Origin of the sequence: Streptomyces sp. NPDC087787 (genome assembly GCF_044743035.1) — a bacterium.
Classification (GTDB): Bacteria; Actinomycetota; Actinomycetes; order Streptomycetales; family Streptomycetaceae; genus Streptomyces.
This window is the reverse complement of sequence record NZ_JBIUVQ010000004.1, coordinates 152,817-168,516: the sequence shown is the minus strand read 5'-3', so window position 1 is coordinate 168,516 and position 15,700 is coordinate 152,817. Positions and strand designations below refer to the sequence as shown.

General features: G+C 73.8%; 13 protein-coding genes. 10 read left to right on the top strand and 3 right to left on the bottom strand.

Annotation, left to right across the window (positions count from 1 at the left end; genetic code table 11):
• Positions 1–28: 28 nt before the first annotated feature.
• A complete protein-coding gene (locus ACIOWN_RS08665; RefSeq protein ID WP_401981202.1) occupies positions 29–526 on the top strand; it encodes a GNAT family N-acetyltransferase in 498 nt (165 codons plus the stop codon).
• 21 nt (positions 527–547) lie between these two features.
• Here ACIOWN_RS08665 and ACIOWN_RS08660 read toward each other — a convergent pair whose 3' ends face one another.
• Together ACIOWN_RS08660 and ACIOWN_RS08655 are read right to left on the bottom strand one after the other, a co-directional pair.
• Complete coding sequence (locus ACIOWN_RS08660) at positions 548–979, bottom strand: hypothetical protein (RefSeq protein ID WP_100567820.1); 432 nt, start codon at positions 977–979, stop codon at positions 548–550.
• Between the two features lies 1 nt (position 980).
• Positions 981–1,340 carry a hypothetical protein gene (locus ACIOWN_RS08655; RefSeq protein ID WP_362347005.1) on the bottom strand — a complete coding sequence of 120 codons (360 nt, stop codon included), beginning with the start codon at positions 1,338–1,340 and terminating at the stop codon, positions 981–983.
• A gap of 605 nt (positions 1,341–1,945) precedes the next feature.
• Here ACIOWN_RS08655 and ACIOWN_RS08650 point away from each other — a divergent pair.
• From ACIOWN_RS08650 to ACIOWN_RS08615, 8 genes are all read left to right on the top strand, one after another.
• Positions 1,946–2,992 carry a methionine ABC transporter ATP-binding protein gene (locus ACIOWN_RS08650; protein WP_401981199.1) on the top strand — a complete coding sequence of 349 codons (1,047 nt, stop codon included), beginning with the start codon at positions 1,946–1,948 and terminating at the stop codon, positions 2,990–2,992.
• Entirely contained in the window at positions 2,989–3,726 is a 738-nt protein-coding gene (locus ACIOWN_RS08645; protein WP_362347009.1) for a methionine ABC transporter permease, read from the top strand. Before ACIOWN_RS08650 ends, ACIOWN_RS08645 begins: the two co-directional genes overlap by 4 nt.
• 79 nt (positions 3,727–3,805) lie before the next feature.
• Positions 3,806–4,648 (top strand): MetQ/NlpA family ABC transporter substrate-binding protein, encoded by an 843-nt coding sequence (locus ACIOWN_RS08640; RefSeq protein WP_362347011.1) that lies wholly within the window; start codon positions 3,806–3,808, stop codon positions 4,646–4,648.
• A 176-nt stretch (positions 4,649–4,824) separates the two neighbouring features.
• Positions 4,825–5,463, top strand: a complete 639-nt coding sequence (locus ACIOWN_RS08635; protein ID WP_362347013.1) for a GNAT family N-acetyltransferase — start codon at positions 4,825–4,827, stop codon at positions 5,461–5,463.
• A 130-nt stretch (positions 5,464–5,593) separates the two neighbouring features.
• A complete protein-coding gene (gene cbiE / locus ACIOWN_RS08630; RefSeq protein WP_362347015.1) occupies positions 5,594–6,802 on the top strand; it encodes a precorrin-6y C5,15-methyltransferase (decarboxylating) subunit CbiE in 1,209 nt (402 codons plus the stop codon).
• Positions 6,803–7,148: 346 nt separating this feature from the next.
• A complete protein-coding gene (cobT, locus tag ACIOWN_RS08625) occupies positions 7,149–10,907 on the top strand; it encodes a nicotinate-nucleotide--dimethylbenzimidazole phosphoribosyltransferase (protein ID WP_401981196.1) in 3,759 nt (1,252 codons plus the stop codon).
• Positions 10,908–11,334: 427 nt separating this feature from the next.
• Positions 11,335–12,567 (top strand): uroporphyrinogen-III C-methyltransferase, encoded by a 1,233-nt coding sequence (cobA, locus tag ACIOWN_RS08620; protein ID WP_401981193.1) that lies wholly within the window; start codon positions 11,335–11,337, stop codon positions 12,565–12,567.
• 43 nt (positions 12,568–12,610) lie between these two features.
• Positions 12,611–13,429: an RNA methyltransferase gene (locus ACIOWN_RS08615; RefSeq protein ID WP_362347020.1), complete on the top strand. Its 819-nt coding sequence runs from the start codon at positions 12,611–12,613 to the stop codon at positions 13,427–13,429.
• A 57-nt stretch (positions 13,430–13,486) separates the two neighbouring features.
• Here the strand turns inward: ACIOWN_RS08615 and ACIOWN_RS08610 are convergent, their stop codons facing one another.
• Positions 13,487–14,833, bottom strand: a complete 1,347-nt coding sequence (locus ACIOWN_RS08610; protein ID WP_401981190.1) for a protein kinase — start codon at positions 14,831–14,833, stop codon at positions 13,487–13,489.
• Between the two features lie 569 nt (positions 14,834–15,402).
• Here ACIOWN_RS08610 and ACIOWN_RS08605 point away from each other — a divergent pair.
• Positions 15,403–15,597, top strand: coding sequence for a hypothetical protein (locus tag ACIOWN_RS08605; protein WP_100567830.1), 195 nt, complete (start codon positions 15,403–15,405; stop codon positions 15,595–15,597).
• Positions 15,598–15,700 lie beyond the last annotated feature (103 nt).

The window sequence follows — 15,700 nt, the reverse complement described above, 5'->3', positions numbered from 1 at the left end:
CGATCAAGTGAGCGGGAGGCATGCGCACATGGGCATGAGCGTGACCATCTCTGCGGCGGCCGAACAGGACGCGGAGCAGATCTTCAGGCTGCAGTACCTCTGCTTCCAGAGCGAGGCCGCGCTGTACGGCAACTACCGCATCGCCCCGCTCGTCGAGAGCCTCGACGCGATCCGTCACGAGCTCGCCGCGGACTGCGTCTTCGTGGCGCGCCTCGGCGACGAGGTGGTCGGCTCGGTGTGCGGCCGGGTGGCCGAGGACGGCGCGGCCCTCATCAGCAAGCTCTGCGTCCACCCGCGCCTCCAGGGGCACGGCATCGGCGCCCGGCTGCTGCGCGCGGCGGAGTCCGCGCTGGCCGAGGAGCACGGCGCCACCAGGTTCCGGCTGCACACCGGGCACCGCAGCGAGGGCAACCTGCGCCTGTACCGGCGCGTGGGCTACCAGGCGGTCGGCACCTCCCGGGGCGCCGACGGCGTACTGATGATCGTCCTGGAGAAGCCGGACGTCAGCTACGCGGCGACCGCGTAGTACCAACGGCCGGGACCCGGCTCAGGCCGCCTGCGGCTGCTGCTTCCGCGCCTTGCGCAGCCAGTACAGGGCGGACAGCGGAAGCAGCACCGGGATGAAGACGTAGCCCCGGCCGTAGTCCGACCACACGGTCGCGTCCGGGAACGCGGACCGGTCGAGCAGCGTCCAGGTGCCGACCGTCAGCACGCCCACCAGCTCGGCGACGCAGCACGCCAGCGCGGCCCTGCGCGCCTTCTCCCCGCCGCGCACCAGCGAATACGTGATGAAGCCGTACACCACTCCGGCCACCGCGGACAGCGAGTAGGCGAGCGGCGCCCGGTCGAACTCGGTGGCGATCTGGTAGACGGAGCGGGAGACCGCGCCGACGACCATCACGCCGTACAGCCAGACCAGCAGGGTGCCCGGACCGCTGATGAGCCGCTGCCCGGCCGGCTTCTCCTCCACGGCGCTCATCTCACCTTCCCCAGATGTCATAGAGCCGCACCTCCAGGACGGCGAGGACCACTCCGCCCGCCGCGGCCGTCACCGAACCCCAGCGCGTCCGCTCGGTCAGCGACATGAGCCCGGCCGCCGGGACGCACGCGAAGGCTCCCAGCAGATACGCGACGAAGATCGTCGTGCCCTGCGCCGGCTTCTCGCCCCGCGCCAGCGCCACGACCCCGATCACCAGCTGGACCAGGGCCAGCAGCGACACCACCGCCATCCCGATGAGGTGCCAGTCCTTCGTCGGCTGGTCACGGTGGGCCGCCCAGCCGCACCATGCGGCGAGCAGCAGCGCGGCGACGCCGGTCACCAGCGTCAGGGCATCAAGCATGCCGCCGAGCCTATTACGGGGCGAACGGCCCGCCGCGCCCGGCCCGTACCGGCGCACCCGGATCGCCCGCCGGTACGACACCCCAGCTGCGGCGCCGTGGCGTTGGCCACAGTGGGGTGGGCGCCCTGCCCGCCCCGACCGTCCGGACGGGTGCCCGCAGGCCTTGTCCGCACTGGTCACCGGCGCGAAACCCCAGGTCCGTGCCGTCCCGCTCAGGTGTCCACGTGTGTCCAGCATGCGGACAGCGGTGCCCATCGGAGTCCCTGTCTCTGCTTTACTGACCGCATGACCACGACGAGCGACCGCACCCCTGCGACCGAGGCGACTGTGCCGCCCGGTGCTCGTATGTGTCCTGCACGTCGAATGTGCGCCTTCTAGAGGGCCCCTGCACCAGCTGAGCCTCGCGCCCCGAAGCGAGAGCCCGCTCATGTCCACGCCCGCGTCCGGTCCGTCCGGCGCCCGCGGCTGAGCCACGCCCCCGCGCACACGTTTCTCCCGGTTTGAGCATCTCTGCGAGAGTCGTGCCGCGTTCTGGCGCCCCCGACCATGAATGCCGTGCCCGGCGCCCGCGACGCGCCGCGCACACGACAGTGACGGAAACCCACGTGATCACCACATCGGGCCTCACCAAGGTCTACAGCTCGCGCGGTCGTGAGATCACCGCGCTCGACGGTGTCGACCTGCACGTCCGCGAGGGCGAGGTGTACGGCGTCATCGGCCAGTCCGGCGCCGGCAAGTCCTCGCTCATCCGCTGCGTCAACCTGCTGGAGCGCCCCACCTCCGGCACGGTCACCGTCGCAGGGCAGGACCTCACCGCCCTGGCCGGCCGCGGCCACCGGGCGGGCAAGGAGCTACGGCGGGCGCGCAGCCGGATCGGCATGGTCTTCCAGCACTTCAACCTGCTGTCCTCGCGCACCGTCCAGGACAACGTCGAACTGCCCCTGGAGATCCTCGGCACGTCCGGGAAGGAACGTTCCCGCAGGGCGCTCGAACTCCTCGACCTCGTCGGCCTCGCCGACAAGGCCCGGGCCTACCCCGCGCAGCTCTCCGGCGGCCAGAAGCAGCGCGTCGGCATCGCCCGCGCCCTCGCCGGCGACCCCAAGGTTCTGCTGTCCGACGAGGCCACCAGCGCCCTCGACCCGGAGACCACCCGCTCCGTGCTCCAGCTGCTGCGCGACCTGAACCGGCAACTCGGCCTGACCGTCCTCCTCATCACGCACGAGATGGACGTCGTGAAGTCCGTCTGCGACTCGGCGGCGCTCATGGAGAACGGCCGCATCGTCGAGTCGGGCACGCTGACCGAACTCCTCGCCACCCCGGGCTCCGAACTGGCCGCCGCGCTCTTCCCGGTCGGCGGCGAGGCCTCCGCCGCCGACCGGACCGTCATCGACGTCACCTTCCACGGCGAGAGCGCCACCCAGCCCGTCATCTCGCAGCTGTCCCGCACGTACAACATCGACATCTCGATCCTCGGCGCCGCCATCGACACGGTCGGCGGCCTCCAGGTCGGCCGGATGCGCATCGAACTGCCCGGCCGCTACGAGGACAACGTGGTGCCCATCGGCTTCCTGCGCGAACAGGGCCTGCAGATCGACGTCGTCGACCACACCCCGGCCGTCCGGCCGGAGCTGGTGAAGGATGGTGCCAAGTGACCTGGTTCGAAATGCGGCCCCTGCTGTCCCAAGCCAGTTGGGACACCCTCTACATGGTCGGCTGGTCCACGCTCATCGCCGTCGTCGGCGGACTGCCCCTCGGCGTCCTGCTGGTCCTCACCGACCGGGGCGGGCTGCTCCAGAACGTGGTCGCCAACAAGGTGATCGGGCAGGTCGTGAACATCACCCGCTCGATGCCGTTCATCATCCTGATGGTGGCCCTGATGAGCTTCACCCGCTTCGTCACCGGCACCACGATCGGGCGTGAGGCCGCCATCGTGCCGCTGGCCATCGGCGCCATCCCCTTCTTCGCCCGGCTCGTCGAGACGTCCGTCCGCGAAGTGGACGGCGGCCTGGTCGAGGCCGTCCAGTCGATGGGCGGCAACACCTGGACCATCGTCCGCAAGGTCCTCGTCCCCGAGTCCCTGCCCTCGCTGATCGCCGGCACCACCACCACGATCGTCGCCCTCATCGGCTACTCCGCGATGGCCGGCACCGTCGGCGCCGGCGGCCTCGGCGACATCGCCATCCGCTACGGCTACCAGCGCTTCGACACCCAGCTCATGTGGATCACCGTGGCCATCCTCGCCGTGGTCATCTCGGCCATCCAGTTCGCCGGCGACGCCGCCGCCCGCGCCCTGCACCGCCGCTCCGGCCGCTCCGGCCCCGGGCCGAGGCTCCGGCTGCTCAAGGCCGGGGAACCCGCGGCCACCGGCGTCGGCAAGGCCGCCTGAAGCTTCCTCCTCCCATCTCCCCGTGTCCGGGGCCCATCCCCGTATCCGGGGCCGCACCACCAAAGGAAAGGCACTTTTCGTGCGTAACACCACCAAGATCACCGCTGCTGTCCTCGCCGCCGGAGCCCTCACCCTCGGGCTCACCGCCTGCGGCTCCGGCTCGGACTCCGGTTCCTCCAAGGCCGACGCGAACGCCACGCTGACCGTCGCCGCCACCCCCACCCCGCAGGGCGAGATCCTCGCCTACGTCAAGGACCACTTGGCGAAGAAGGCCGGCCTGAAGCTGGAGGTCAAGGAGTTCACGGACTACGTGACCCCCAACACGGCCGTCCAGCAGGGCCAGGTCGACGCCAACTACTTCCAGCACAAGCCGTACCTCGACGACTTCAACAAGAAGAACGGCACCGACGTCGTGCCGGTCCCCGGCGGCACGGTGCACCTGGAGCCGCTCGGTGTCTACTCCCAGAGCGTCAAGAAGCTGGGCGACCTGAAGAAGGGCGCCACCGTCGCGCTGCCCAACGACACCACCAACGAGGCCCGCGCCCTGAAGCTGCTCGAGGCAGGCGGCGTCATCAAGCTCAAGGCGGGCGCCGGGTACGACGCGACCCCCAAGGACATCGCATCCAACCCGAAGAACATCCAGTTCAAGGAGCTGGAGGCGGCCCAGCTGCCGCGTTCCCTCGGTGACGTCGACGCCGCGGTGATCAACGGCAACTACGCCCTCGAGGCCAAGCTCAGCCCGGCCAGGAACGCCATCGCCGCCGAGTCCGCCAAGGGCAACCCGTACGCCAACTTCCTCGCCGTGAAGAAGGGCAACGAGAACGACCCGCGGATCGAGAAGCTCGCCCAGCTCCTCACCTCGCCCGAGGTGAAGAAGTTCATCGAGGACAAGTACGACGGCGCGGTCGTCCCGGCGTTCTGATCCGCGCGACCGTCACCCGCACGACGCACGGGGTCCGCGCCCTCACCGGGTGGGGTCCACCCCCACGCCGTTCCGGCGGTGGGGGTGGACCCCGTAGTGCGGTTCGGTGCTTTCATGCTGCATGCTGGGCAGTTCAGCAGGCCCTGACGGTTCTTCCGAAGGTTACGGAGCGGCGCATGAACAGCACCTTCCCCAACATCTCCATCAGCACGGAGCGGTTGGTGCTGCGTCCCCTCGAGGAGGACGACGTACCCGCCCTGGCCGCGATGATGAACGACGAGCAGGTCGCGGCCTGGACCGACGTCCCCCAGCCCTTCAGCGAGGACGGCGCCCGCACCTGGATCACCGAGTACGCCCCCGCCGAGCGCACCGCGGGCCGGGGTCTCGACCTCGCCGTCACCGAGTTCCTCACCCAGCGGCTGGTCGGCGTCGTCCAGCTCACCAAGGCCGACTGGCACGTGCGGTCCGCGGAGCTGTCGTACATCGTCGCGCCCTGGGCACGCGGCGAGGGGTACGCCGCCGAGGCCGCGCTCGCCACCGCGCAATGGCTCTTCGGGGACCAGAAGTTCGAACGCATCGAGCTGCGCACGGCCGCCGACAACACCGCCTCCCAGCAGGTCGCCCAGAAGATCGGCTGCATCAGCGAGGGCGTCCTGCGCAACGCCTGCATAGCGCACGTCCGCACCGAGGACGGCACCTGGACCGACCTGCGCACCGACTTCATCGTGTGGAGCCTGCTGCCGGAGGACCTGGAGGGCGCCGGCGAGCAGCTCGCCGAGTCCGGCGGCTACACCTCCTTCCCGGAATGGAACTGAGCCGTCCGGACCCGCGGGCGCACCCGCCCCGCCCCGCCGCGCGTCCGGCAGCTCCACCGGGTACGCTCGCGGAACACGCTCTCGGGCGTCCGTACCCCGACGACCTGCGCAATCCTGGAGACTGACGACGATGGCCGACCGGGTCACGGTGATCGGCTGGGACGGTTCGCCGCTGACCGACGCGGCACGCGGCGCCCTGGGCGCCGCCACCCTCGTGGCAGGCGCGGCGCACCACCTGGCGCTGCCCGAAGTACCACGCACCGCCGAGCGCATCCGCCTCGGCAGCGTCGCCCTCGCCGCCCGCCGTATCGCCGCCCACCGCGGCACCGCGGTGGTGTTCGCCGACGGCGACCCCGGCTTCTTCGGAGTCGTACGGACCCTGCGGGCACCCGAGTTCGGCCTGGAGGTCGAAGTCGTCCCCGGCGTCTCGTCGGTGGCCGCCGCCTTCGCCCGCGCCGGAATGCCCTGGGACGACGCCCAAGTGGTCGTCGCGCACAAGCGCACCCTGCGACGCGCGGTGAACGTGTGCCGCGCCCACGCCAAGGTCGCCGTACTCACCGCCCCCGGCGCCGGACCCGCCGAACTCGGCCTGCTCCTCGACGGGGTCCACCGCACCTTCGTCATCTGCGAGGAACTCGGCACCGAACGCGAACAGGTCACCGTCGTCACCTCCGACAAGGCCGCCGACCACACCTGGCGCGACCCCAACGTCGTCATCGTCATCGGCGGCCCCAGTGGCACCGAGGGCGGCGGCTGGATCGCCGGGGACGACGCCGGCCACGGGCCGCGCGGCTGGACCCAGCCCGCCGAGGCCTACGGCGGCGGACTCGGCGAGGGGGAGACCGATCTGCTCCGGGCCGCCCAACTCGCCCACCTCGGACCGCGCGTCGGCGACCTGGTGTGGGACATCGGCTGCGGCGGCGGCGCCTTCGCCACCGAGGCCGCGCGCGGCGGCGCGGCCGTCATCGCCGTCGACCGGGACCCGCGGGCCTGCGCCCGCACCGAGTCGGCCGCGCACCGCTTCGGCGTCCGGACGCAGGTGGTGCACGGCACCGCCCCGCACATCCTGGAGAACCTGCCCGAACCGGACGTCGTCCGCGTCGGCGGCGGGGGAGCGGCCGTGGTCTCCGCGGTCGCCGACCGGCGGCCGCAGCGGATCGTCGCCCACGCCGCGACCCGGGACGCCGCCGAACTCATCGGCCGCGACCTCACCGAGCACGGATACCGGGTCGACTGCGCCCTGCTCCAGTCGGTCGCGCTCGACACCCGCGCCTGGAACGAGACGGAGCGCAGCGTCGTGTTCCTGCTCAGTGCCGTACTGCCCGAGCGTGCCCCGTGATCGGATTGTCCTACCGCGCGCGGTAGGCTGGCGGATTGTTGTACCGCACCGGGTGGTCCGGAAGTTCGTTCGTCAATGTCCGGAAAACCCACCCGATTCAGGGCGGGTGTGGTACGGCAGACCCGGAGCACGCGCGACGTGGCGCAGTCCACAGCGGCCCGTCGCGGATCACGCTGTCACGGCGGCCGGACGACCGCGAGAATGCCACTCAATGGCTTTGTCGCCTTTTCCGGGCGGGTTGTTCGTGCCGCAGGGCGCGGACGCTCGTTCTTCACTGGGGGCGGTCGGTGCGCCGTTCCGGGTGAGCTGGTCGTAGGAGCACGAAACCGATGGGCGAGGGGTACGCATGACCGACACCGGCCAGGTCCCGGGCGAGGGACTGCCGGAGAGCGCAGGCATGGTGGAACAGCCGGGCGTTCCCGCGCACGGTGCGTACGCCTACCTCTCCGAGGCTCCCGCCAGGGACGAAGACCTGCTGCTGCCGGGCTCCCACGGAGCATGGGGCAACGAGGTGTCCCCGCCCGCCCCGGAGCCGGTCCTCGAAGCCGTCCACCAGCCGGGCCCGCACGAGACGGCCGGCCGTGACACCGGCTCCGTCGACCTCGGCGGCGTGCGGCACCCCGACCCGACGGCCACGCCGGCGGCCGGGATCCCCGCGGCCGTGCCTCCGCGCCGGCCACTGCACCTCGGCCCGCCGATTCCCGACGCCTCCGCGAGCCCGGTCCGTTCCCTGGCCGACCGCGGCCCCGCGGACGCGCCGCTCCGCCGGCCCGGACCCCCCGCGGCAGGCCCCGAGTACCTCGACGTCCCGCAGACACGCGAAACGGCCCCGCAGGGCGCGGCGCCCTGGGGCGCCCGGCCCACCGTGGTGGCCTCTCCGGCCGGCGCCGGGGCGCCACCCTCGGAAGCGGTCGCCCCCGGGGCGGGACCGCAGCCGGAGGACGCCGGTATCGCGGTGCCGGTGGACGCGGTCGAGGCCGCCGGCGCGCCTGAGGGTGGGTCACCCCTGCCCGTGGGTGCCGTGGCCGGGGGTGTGCCCGCGGGTCAGGTGCCGGGCGCGGTGCCGCAGTCGGAGGGTGCCGGTGTCGCTGTGCCTGAGGGCGGGTCAGCTCTGCCTGAGGGCGCTGTGGCCGGGGTTGTCGCGGGTGCGGCTCAGGTGCCGCAGTCGGAGGGTGCCGGTGTCGCTGTGCCTGAGGGCGGGTCAGCCCTGCCCGAGGGCGCCGTCGCAGGGGTTGTCGCGGGTGCGGGTCAGGTTCCGGCCGGGGAGCCCGGGCCGGAGGCTGACGTCGCCGCGGTCGCCCCGGACGCGGGCCAGGTGCCGGACGGTGGGCGGATGCCCGAGGCCGGACCGGGGCCCGAGGGTGCAGGCGTCGCTCCCGGTGCCCCTGTTCCGGTGACCGGGGTGGCGCCAGGCGGCGCGGCCGAACCCGCCGCTCCGGGCACCGCGCAGGTGGCGGAGGGCGTGCAGGCGCCCCAGAACGGCGAGGCTCCTGGAGGCGCGGCCGAGGCCGCGTCGGCGGGTGGACCCGCCCACGCCGTGGCCGCCGCCGAGACGACGCACACGACCGGAACCGGCCCCGAGGGCGCGCAGGCCGAGCCCGCGCCCGTCCACGCCCCGGAAGCGGCCGCCGAGCAGACCGCGCCGGCCGAGGCCGTGCAGGCGCGGGCAGCCGCGGGCGGCATCGCCGAGGCCCCCGTGGCGGCGGACGGACCGGCCGAGGCCGCCCAGTCGCCTGCTCAGGCAGCCGACGCTTCCGACGCCGCGCCCGTCCCGGCGACCCCCGCCGAGGCCACCGCCGCGCCCGTCCCCGTCATGGAGCAGCCGGAGGCGCCCACCGCCGCGGAGGCCGGCCCGCAGGTCGCGGCCGAGGCTGCCGCCGCACCTGCCGCGGATCACATCGCGGACGCCGCTGCCCAGGACGCGGACGCTCCCCGTCCCGTCGACGCAGCCGTCCCGGCCGTCGCCCCCGAAACGGCCGGGTCCCAGCCCGCCGAGCCGGACGCGACGACGTCCGCGGACCCGGCCCCGGGCGAGCACAGCGAGGGCGCGTACCTTCACCCCGGCGTCCCGCTTCAGCCCCAACCCGGCCAGACCCTCGGAGAGTTCGTGCCCGTCGAGGGGTCGGTGCCCACCGCCCCACACCTGGCCCCGACCCCGCCGCACCCCATCGCCGTCCCGGCGGACCAGCTCGCCCGCGAGGAGCCCGTCGTCACGGTCCCCGCGCCGCGCGACGGCGACGCCCCCGCCGCGTCCGGCGAGGAGCCCGCGCCCGAGGCCGTCCAGCACGCGGACGACCTGGACACCCACGGCGCCGACCCACAGGTCCGGGAGGAGACCGCGGCCGAGGAGACGGAGGCACCGCGGCCCACCGGCCCGGCCGCGCCCGGCTACGACGAGGCCGAGCGGGAGGCCGTGCTCAGGGTGATGCGCGAGCGCCGCGACATCCGCAACGGCTTCCGCCCCGACCCCATCCCGCACGAGGTGCTGCGGCGCGTCCTGGAGGCCGCCCACACGGCACCGTCCGTGGGCCACTCGCAGCCCTGGGACTTCGTCGTCATCCGCTCCGACGAAACCCGCCAGGCGATGCACGAGCTGGCGGTGCGCCAGCGCGACGCGTACGCCAAGTCGCTGCCCAAGGGCCGGGCGAAGCAGTTCAAGGAAATGAAGATCGAGGCCATCCTCGACACCCCCGTGAACATCGTCGTCACCGCCGACCCGACCCGCGGCGGCCGGCACACCCTGGGCCGCCACACCCAGCCGCAGATGGCGCCGTACTCCTCCGCGCTCGCGGTCGAGAACCTCTGGCTCGCGGCCCGCGCCGAGGGCCTCGGCGTCGGCTGGGTGAGCTTCTTCGACGAGCGCGAGATGGTCCGTGTGCTCGGCCTGCCCGAGCACCTGGAGGTCGTCGCCTACCTGTGCGTGGGCTACGTCGACGAGTTCCCGGACGAGCCGGAGCTGATGCAGGCGGGCTGGTCCAAGCGCCGCCCGCTGTCCTGGGTCGTGCACGAGGAGACGTACGGCCGTCGCGCCCTGCCGGGTGAGGACCCGCACGACCTGCTCGCCGAGACCGTCGCGCAGATCCGCCCGCTGGACGCCAAGGCGCTCGGCGAGGCCTGGGAGCGGCAGAAGCGGATGACCAAGCCGGCCGGCGCGCTCGGCATGCTGGAGATCATCTCCGCGCAGCTCTGCGGCCTGTCCCGCCAGTGCCCGCCGCCGATCCCCGAACCCGCGGCCGTGGCGGTCTTCGCCGGCGACCACGGTGTGCACGCCCAGGGGGTCACCCCCTGGCCGCAGGAGGTCACCGCCCAGATGGTGGCCAACTTCCTCGGCGGGGGAGCGGTCTGCAACGCCTTCGCAGCCCAGGTGGGCGCCGAGGTCTGCGTCGTCGACGTGGGCGTCGCCGCCGACCTCCCGGCCACGCCGGGTCTGGTGCCCCGCAAGGTCCGCGCCGGCACCTCCGACATGAGCGCCGGGCCCGCGATGACCCGCGAGGAGGCCAAACAGGCCATCGAGGTGGGCATCGAGACCGCCCGCGACCTGGTGGCGGCCGGGAACAAGGCACTCCTCACCGGTGAGATGGGCATCGCCAACACCACGGCGTCCGCCGCCCTCATCTCCGTCTTCACGGGCGCCGAGCCCGCCGAGGTCACCGGCCGGGGCACGGGCATCAACGACGAGACCCTGGCCCGCAAGACCGACGTGGTCCGCCGCGTACTGGAACTGCACCAGCCGGACCCGGCCGACCCCATCGGCGTACTCGCCGCGATCGGCGGCTTCGAGCACGCGGCCATGGTCGGTCTGCTGCTGGGCGGCGCCTCCCTGCGCACGCCGGTCATCCTGGACGGCGTCAGCGCCGGCGCCGCCGCCCTGGTCGCCCGCGCCATCGCCCCCGAGGTGCTGGCGGCCTGCATCGCCGGTCACCGCAGCGCCGAACCGGGCCACGTCGCCGCCCTCAACAAGCTCGGTCTGCGCCCCCTGGTCGACCTCGACCTGCGCCTCGGCGAGGGCACGGGCGCGCTGCTCGCCCTGCCGCTGGTGCAGAGCACGGCCCGGGCGATGCACGAGGTGGCCACGTTCGACTCGGCGGGAGTCACGGAGAAGTAGCCCACGCGGAATCCGTGATTCCGCGACCGCGGGGCACTGCGGTGGACGGACGCGCCCACGGTGCGTCCACCACCACGCCGGGGCGCTGCCCACAGCCGCACCCGGCTCTGCCGCGGTGGTGCCCATGGGCCCGTACCCGGCCGCGCCGGGGCGGTGCGCGGGGCCCGTACCCGGCCGTGCCGCGGTGATGGTCCCGCACCGGCCCCGGCTGCGCCGGGGCGGTGCCCCGGGCCCGCGCTCGGCCCTGCCGCGGCTGTGTCCACGGTCCACGTCCCCCACCCGGCCATGCCGGTTCGGTGGCCGTGGCCCACGTCCCGCCCCCGGTCCGGCAGCCCAACCACCGGACGCCCGGTCCACCGCACCACCCGACCGCGTAAAATCCGCACGTCAGGGCTACCGCACCGCCGCCGCAAGAGGAGCTCGCCCCATGGCCGAACACCCCGCCTACCCCGTAGGCCTCCGCCTGACCGGCCGCCGTGTGGTCGTCCTCGGCGGCGGGCAGGTCGCCCAGCGCCGCCTCCCGGCGCTCGTCGCGGCGGGGGCGGACATCGTCCTCGTGTCGCCCGAGGCGACCCCCTCCGTGGAGGCGATGGCGGACGCGGGCGAGATCACCTGGAGGCGGCGGCCGTACGAGGACGGCGACCTCGCCGACGCCTGGTACGCCCTGATCGCCACCAGCGACCACGACGCCAACACGCGCGCCTCGGCCGAGGCGGAGCGCCTGCGCGTGTGGTGCGTCCGCTCCGACGACGCCGACGCCGCGACCGCCTGGACCCCGGCCACCGGCCACAGCGAGGGCGTCACCGTCGCGGTGCTCACCACCAGCGCTCGCGGCCGCGACCCCCGGCACACCGCGGCCATCCGCGACGCGGTCGTGGAAGGCCTGCGCGACGGCACGCTGGTCGCCCCGCACCACCGCACCCGCACCCCCGGCGTCGCCCTGGTCGGCGGCGGCCCCGGCGACCCGGACCTGATCACGGTCCGCGGCCGCCGGCTGCTCGCCGAGGCCGACGTCGTCATAGCCGACCGGCTCGGCCCGCGCGACCTGCTCGCCGAACTCCCGCCGCACGTCGAGGTGATCGACGCCGCGAAGATCCCCTACGGCCGTTTCATGGCCCAGGAGGCGATCAACCAGGCCCTCGTCGAGCACGCCAAGCAGGGCAAGTCCGTGGTCCGGCTCAAGGGCGGAGACCCGTACGTCTTCGGCCGGGGCATGGAGGAGGTCAAGGCACTCGCCGAGGCCGGCGTTCCCTGCACGGTCGTCCCGGGCATCTCCAGCTCCATCTCGGTCCCGGGCGCGGCCGGCATCCCGGTCACCCACCGCGGGGTCGCCCACGAGTTCACCGTGGTCAGCGGGCACGTGGCACCCGACGACGAGCGTTCCCTGGTTGACTGGCCGTCCCTGGCCGCGCTCACCGGCACGCTCGTCGTCCTGATGGGCGTCGACAAGATCGGCCGGATCGCCGAGACGCTCGTGGCCCACGGCAAGTCCCCCGACACCCCGGTGGCCCTGGTCCAGGAGGGCACGACGGCCGCCCAGCGCCGGGTCGACGCCACGCTCGCGACGGTCGCCGAGACCGTACGCGCGCAGGACGTCAGGCCGCCTGCCGTCATCGTCATCGGCGAAGTCGTCGCGGTGGGCCCGCGAACCGACACGTGACCCCGTCCGACCGCCCCATCATCAGGACAAGGCAGTGACACCCGTGGCCGAACTCATCACCGTCGAGGACCCCGACGACCCGCGCCTGCGCGACTACACGGACCTGACCGACGTGGAGTTGCGCCGCAGGCGCGAACCCGCCGAGGGCCTGTTCATCGCCGAGGGCGAGAAGGTCATCCGCCGGGCCGGGGACGCCGGGTACGAGACGCGCTCGATGCTGCTGTCGGCGAAGTGGGTCGACGCCATGCGCGACGTCATCGGCGAACTCGCCGCACCTGTTTACGTGGTGAGCCCGGAGCTCGCCGAACGGGTCACCGGCTACCACGTCCACCGCGGTGCCCTCGCCTCCATGCAGCGCAAGCCGCTGCCCACCGCGGCCGAGGTGCTGCGGACGGCCCGCCGGGTCGCGGTCATGGAGTCCGTCAACGACCACACCAACATCGGCGCCATCTTCCGTTCCGCCGCCGCCCTCGGCATGGACGCCGTCCTGCTCTCCCCGGACTGCGCCGACCCGCTCTACCGCCGCAGCGTGAAGGTCTCCATGGGCGCGGTCTTCTCCGTGCCGTACGCCCGTCTCGACAGCTGGCCGGGCGGCCTGGAGCCGGTGCGCGAGGACGGTTTCACGCTGCTCGCCCTCACCCCCGACGACCGGGCCAAGACGCTGGACGAGGCCGCCCCGCACCGCATGGACCGGGTCGCCCTGATGCTCGGCGCCGAGGGCGCCGGCCTGTCCCCCCGAGCTCTGAAGGCCGCCGACGAGTGGGTCCGCATCCCCATGTCGCACGGCGTCGACTCCCTGAACGTGGGCGCCGCGGCCGCGGTCGCCTTCTACGCGGTGGCAACAGGCCGCCCCCAGCAGTAGATCCGGCCCGACGAGCGGGGGACGTGCCCGTCCGGCCGCCCCGGCGGCTCCCGCCGCCTACGCGTGCCCGGGCGGGGGTGACTCCGCCGCCCGCGCGTGTGCGGGCCGCTGGTCCCGGGAGCCTTCGCCGCCCAGCCCCCGCGTGGGTCCCTGGCAGCCCTGGGCTGCCGCGATGCCGAGGGCGACCAGGAGCGTCACCACCACGAACACGGTCAGACGCTGCCGCAGCAGACGCGGGTTGGCGGGCCGCAGACCGCTCGACGTGCCCCGCGGGCCCGCCCGCACGGAGCCGTCGCGCCGTACCGGACGGCTGCCCGTGCCCGAGCGTGAACCGCCCCGGGACGGTGGCGCCGGGCGCGGACCGCCGCCCCGGGACTTGCCGCCCGTGCGGGATGACGCGCCGCCCCGCGACGGAGGGACGGGAGTGCCCGGGGAGGAGCCGGGCGGGCGCCGCCGGGCCCGCCCCTGCTCGGTGTGACCGGGGCGCTGCCGCCCCGGGTGGCTGTCGACCAGGGGACCGGTCGACCGGTCCGCCTCCGCGGCACGCGGCGCGGACGCCCGCGCCTCACCCAGGTCCTGTGCCTCGCGCGCGGCGATCTCCTTCAGCCGCAACGACAACTGCAGCGTGCTGGGCCGTTCCTCGGGGTCCTTCGCCAGACACGCCCGGACCAGCGGAGCGAGCGCGTCCGGCACCCCGTGCAGCTGCGGCTCCTCGTGCACCACGCGGTACAGCATCACCTCGGAACTGCCGTGCCCGAACGGCGAGTCGCCCGTGGAGGCGTACGCGAGCGTCGCCCCCAGCGCGAACACGTCGGTGGCCGGGGTGACGGCAGCGCCGCGCACCTGCTCCGGGGCGAGGAAGCCCGGGGAGCCGACCGCGGTGCCCACGTGCGTGAGCGTGGAGGCACCGGTGGCCCAGGCGATGCCGAAGTCGATGATCCGCGGTCCCTTGGGGGACAGCAGGATGTTGGAGGGCTTGAGGTCCCGGTGCACCACCCCGGCCTCGTGCACGGCGACCAGCCCCTCGGACAGCGCGGCCCCGACCGCCGCCGCCTCCGCCGTGCTCAGGGCGCCCTCTTCGGCCACCTTGTCGTGCAGGGAGGGTCCGGGCACGTACTGCGTGGCGAACCACGGCCGGTCCGCCTCCAGGTCCGCGGCCACCAGCCGCGCCGTGCACCCGCCCCGGATCCGCCGCGCCGCCGAGACCTCCCGCGCGAACCGCGAGCGGAACTCCTGATCCTCCGCCAGGTCCGGCCGGATGACCTTCAGCGCCACTCGCTGGCCCTTCCGGTCGGAGCCCAGGTAGACCACGCCCATCCCGCCCGCGCCGAGCCGTCGGTGAAGCCTGAACGAGCCGACGACGCGCGGGTCCTCGCGCCTCAGGCGCATCATCGCCATGTTCATCCCCGCTGCCCGGTCCCTGTGACGAGCCTCAGCTTACGTATCCGGGACCGCTCGCGCGCAGAGGCCGCGCCCTCTCGACCCGATCGATTGTCCGCGCGGGACACCGGATTTGACGCCCGGTCAACGAACCTGCGCAGGGCTTCCTCGGGGCGTTCCAAGATCCCAACCCCCCGTCGGAGGAAGGAGGTTGGACCAGTACCCGAAGGCGGTGGGTACGGGTGGCGGACGGCCCCCGCCGACGGGGGGAGCGGGCCCCGCGCCGGGGAGCGGCCGAGGTGAGCGAAGTCACGCACAGCGGGTGGGGCTCGTCCGGCGGCCCGGTGAGGGCGGCGGTGCCGCTGACGACCCCTCCGGGAAGACCCCCAGGCCCGGAGTCACGTCTCCACCCAGGGGAGTAGTCCCCAGCTCACGGCTCATCCTCCGGGAGGCCTCCCAATCGGTACGAGGGCATGACGTCCCGGATGCGCCGCGCACCTAGATTTGAGGTCAAGCGGCGGGTGCGGCACTCGTCCCCCGAGGTCAAGCACCCGCCGCTGCCAACGACAACCGAGACGGTCAGGAGAGGGACCATGGCCCTGACGGCACCGCGGACACTGCTCCGCACCCAGGAGCGCCTCACGCGCCCCCGTCGTACGGGCCGCCGCCACCCCCTGGTGGCGACGCTGATGGCCCTTCCCCTGGCGGCCCTGCTCCTGCTCGTCTTCGACGGCTGGAACACAGTGGCCACACAGGCGTCGTCCGTGGGTGTGATGCTGGGGCGCTGAGCGGCGACCCCAGGCCCGGAAGAGCGGTCCGGGCGGGGACATCCCACCCATGAAACCCCGTGGGGACGGGGGTGCGGCGGACGGCAGAATGCCGGCGCAGCTG

Coding starts and splice junctions, on each gene's coding strand:
- ACIOWN_RS08635 (WP_362347013.1), top strand. CDS start 4,825: ATGAACAGCACCTTCCCCAACATCTCCATCAGCACGGAGCGGTTGGTG.
- ACIOWN_RS08665 (WP_401981202.1), top strand. CDS start 29: ATGGGCATGAGCGTGACCATCTCTGCGGCGGCCGAACAGGACGCGGAG.
- cobT (WP_401981196.1), top strand. CDS start 7,149: ATGACCGACACCGGCCAGGTCCCGGGCGAGGGACTGCCGGAGAGCGCA.
- cobA (WP_401981193.1), top strand. CDS start 11,335: ATGGCCGAACACCCCGCCTACCCCGTAGGCCTCCGCCTGACCGGCCGC.
- ACIOWN_RS08605 (WP_100567830.1), top strand. CDS start 15,403: ATGGCCCTGACGGCACCGCGGACACTGCTCCGCACCCAGGAGCGCCTC.
- cbiE (WP_362347015.1), top strand. CDS start 5,594: ATGGCCGACCGGGTCACGGTGATCGGCTGGGACGGTTCGCCGCTGACC.
- ACIOWN_RS08660 (WP_100567820.1), bottom strand. CDS start 979: ATGAGCGCCGTGGAGGAGAAGCCGGCCGGGCAGCGGCTCATCAGCGGT.
- ACIOWN_RS08655 (WP_362347005.1), bottom strand. CDS start 1,340: ATGCTTGATGCCCTGACGCTGGTGACCGGCGTCGCCGCGCTGCTGCTC.
- ACIOWN_RS08610 (WP_401981190.1), bottom strand. CDS start 14,833: ATGAACATGGCGATGATGCGCCTGAGGCGCGAGGACCCGCGCGTCGTC.